Below are 3232 nucleotides of genomic sequence, written 5' to 3'. Positions count from 1 at the left end.
TCGGGCCGCACCGACAGCGCCAAGGCCGCCTCGTAGTTCTGAGCAGTGATCGGGGCGAGACGCATCCGGGTCACTCTATCGAGATGCGGGCCCGGTTTGCCTTGGGCGTAGGCGACCCCACATCATCGTCATATCGGTCGATGAAGGAGCCCCCCGTGACCGCAGAAACCCCGCTCGTCTCCCAGCGCAAGGTCCCCCGCGGAAAGCTCGCCCCGGGCTGCCCGGTCCACAGCACCGCCGACGGGGTCTGGCAGGTCCACGACTTCGCCACCGCCCGGGAGATCCTGCGGAGCACCGAGACGCGCCAGGCCGGCTTCAGGGCCGAGCAGGCGAAGAAGGCGGAGAAGCGGATGCGGCTCCCGGTGCTGTACCGGGACGGCACCGAGCACCGGGAGCATCGCCGGCAGACGGCCAAGTACTTCACCCCCCGGCGCGTGGACACCGCGTACCGATCCCTGATGGAACGTCTCGCCGACGAACAGATCGCGCAGTTGCGGCGGCGGGGCGAAGCCGACCTTTCGAAGCTGTCCTTCGAGCTGGCCGTCGCCGTCACCGCCGAGGTGATGGGCCTGACCGAGCGCGCTCCCGGCATGCCCAAGCGCCTCGACCGCTTCTTCATGGAGCGATCGGCCCGCATTCCGGTGGTCGGGTGGATCAAGAGCGTGTGGTCCAACACCGCCATAGCGATGTTCTACTACCGCGACGTCCGGCCGAGCGTGCGGGTCCGCCGGCGGGAACGCCGGGACGACCTCATCTCCCACCTGATCGACGAGGGCTGCACCGACGCGGAGATCCTCGGCGAATGTGTGACCTTCGGCGCGGCGGGCATGGCCACCACCAGGGAGTTCATCACGGTCGCGGCCTGGCACCTGTTCGCCGACGACGACCTGCGAGCCGCCTACACCACCGGCACCGAGCCGGAGCGGACGGCGATCCTGCACGAGATCCTCCGCCTGGAGCCGGTGGTGTTCGACCTCTACCGCCGGACCAGCGCCGACATCACCGTGCCGGGCGCCGTCATCCCGGCCGGCGCGATCGTCGAGGTGGGGGTGGCCGCGGCCAACGTGGACCCGGACGTGGTCGGTGCGCAGGCCGACCGGGTGTGCCCGAATCGTCCCCTGGCCGCCGGGGTGCGGGAGGCGGTGCTGTCCTTCGGTGACGGCCCGCACCGCTGCCCCGGCGAGCACGTCGCCATCCAGGAGACCGACATCTTCCTGGTGAAGCTGTTCGCCCTCCCCGGGCTGCGGATGGTCACCGCGCCGAAGGTCGGCGCCCGGCCTGGGATCTCCTCGTACGAGGTGACGAACCTGCGCGTCGCCGTCGACTGACTGCGCCCGTCGCAGGCGGGGTCCATGATCGGTCACCGGACAGATCGGGCCCGTCGCGGGCCGCTCGTGCGACGATGCACCCGTGCGCCGGGCGATGCTGGAACGCGACCACGAGCTGAGCGAACTCGCCACCGCCGGGCAGCAGGCAGCTGCGGGAGCCGGCTCGGTGGTGCTCGTCTGCGGTGAGGCCGGGATCGGGAAGTCGGCCCTGGTCGAGTCGCTGCGGTCCGTCCTGCCCGCGGCGGGCCGGCTGCTCGTCGGCTACTGCGACGACCTGGTCACCCGCCGGACCCTGGGGCCGTTCCGCGATCTGGCCGGGACCGTCGGCGCGGGCCTGACCCGCGCGCTGGAGCAGGGCGACGACCGCAACCGGCTGCTGGACGCCCTCCGCACGGAGCTGAGCTGGACCGGGCACCCGACCGTGCTGGTCGTCGAGGACGTGCACTGGGCGGACGAAGCCACCCTGGACGTCCTGCACTACCTCGTCCGCCGGATCGCCGGGCTGCCGGCGGTGCTGGTGCTGACCTACCGCGACGACGAGATCGCCCGCGACCACCCGCTGCAGCAGCTGCTCGGGGTGGTCTCGCGGACCGGACGGGTACGCCGGCTGCCGCTGGCCCGGCTCTCGCCCGGGGCGGTCCGGCAGTTGAGCGCCGCGAGTGCCGTCGACCCGCGCCACGTGTACGCCGTCACGTCCGGCAACCCGTTCTTCGTCACCGAGGTCATCGCCGCCGGCGACGCGGCGCACCCGCCGCCGACCGTCGTGGACGCGGTCCTCGCCCGTACGCGGACCATGGATCCGGCCACCCAGGACGCGCTCGAGCAGTTGGCCGTCATACCGAACGCGCTGGACCGGTGGCTGGTCGACGTGCTGGTCGAGGGCGGTGTCGCGGCGCTCGCAACGGCCGAGCTGCACGGGCTGGTCGGCGTGGCGCCGGTCCGGGTCACCTTCCGGCACGAGCTGATCCGCCGCGCGATCGCCGACTCGCTGCCGGCCTCGCGCCGGATCCAGCTCAATCAGCGGGTGCTGGACGCCCTGCTCGGCCGCGACGGCGCCGACCTGTCGGCCATCGTGCACCACGCCGTCGAGGCCGGTGACACGACCGTGGTGACCCGGTACGCGCCGAAGGCGGCCGGCGAGGCGAGCGCGGCCGGCTCCCACCGGGAGGCGGCCGCCCATCTGCGGCTGGCCCTGGACAACCTGACGACGTACCCGTCCGCCGAGCAGGCCGACCTGCTCGGCCGGTACGCCGTGGAGTGCTACACCAACAACGAAGGCCAGACCGCGGTCGCGGCCCAGCGGAACTCCGTGCGGCTTCGGCAGGCGCTCGGCGACCCGAAGCGGCTCGGCGCGAGCCTGCGGTGGCTGTCCCGGATGGAATGGCTGTGCGGGAATCGGGCGGCGGCCGAGGCGGCCGCCACCGAGGCCATCGCGGCGCTGGAGCACGCCGGTGACGCCGGACTTCTCGCGATGGCCTACAGCAACCAGTCTCAGCTCGACATGCTCGCCGAACGGCACGCCGATGCGATCGCCTGGGGGGAACGGGCCGCCCGGCTCGCCCGCGAGGCGGATGACATGGCGACGCTGTCGCACGCGCTCAACAACGTCGGGCTGGCCAAGTGGCGTCAGGGGGACCCGGCCGGCCGGCCGACCATCGAGGAGAGCCTGCGGGTGGCGCTGGCCGCCAACGAGATCGAGGACGCCTGCCGGGCGTACGTGAACCTCTGCTGGAACCTGCTGGAGGAGCTGCGGTTCGCGGAGGCCGGCCGCTACATCGCCGAGGCGATGGAGCTGGCCGACTGCGCCGAGCACCGGATGTTCCTCACCTACCTCACCCTCGAGCTGAGCATCGCGAAGCTGGCCGCGGGTGAGTGGGACGAGGCGGTCCGGCTGGCCGAGTCGG

General features: G+C 72.5%; 2 protein-coding genes. Both read left to right on the top strand.

Annotation, left to right across the window (positions count from 1 at the left end):
- Positions 1-155 precede the first annotated feature (155 nt).
- Positions 156-1328, top strand: a complete 1173-nt coding sequence (locus AB0M20_RS34325) for a cytochrome P450 (RefSeq protein ID WP_364304512.1) — start codon at positions 156-158, stop codon at positions 1326-1328.
- An 82-nt stretch (positions 1329-1410) separates the two neighbouring features.
- A partial coding sequence (locus AB0M20_RS34320) for an AAA family ATPase (protein ID WP_364304511.1) occupies positions 1411-3232 on the top strand: 1822 nt, incomplete at its 3' end.

The sequence above is a fragment of the Actinoplanes sp. NPDC051633 genome, assembly GCF_040681735.1.
In the GTDB taxonomy this organism is placed as follows: Bacteria; Actinomycetota; Actinomycetes; order Mycobacteriales; family Micromonosporaceae; genus Actinoplanes.
The sequence above is the reverse complement of the archived record's forward strand: the minus strand, read 5'-3'. Positions and strand labels throughout refer to the sequence as shown.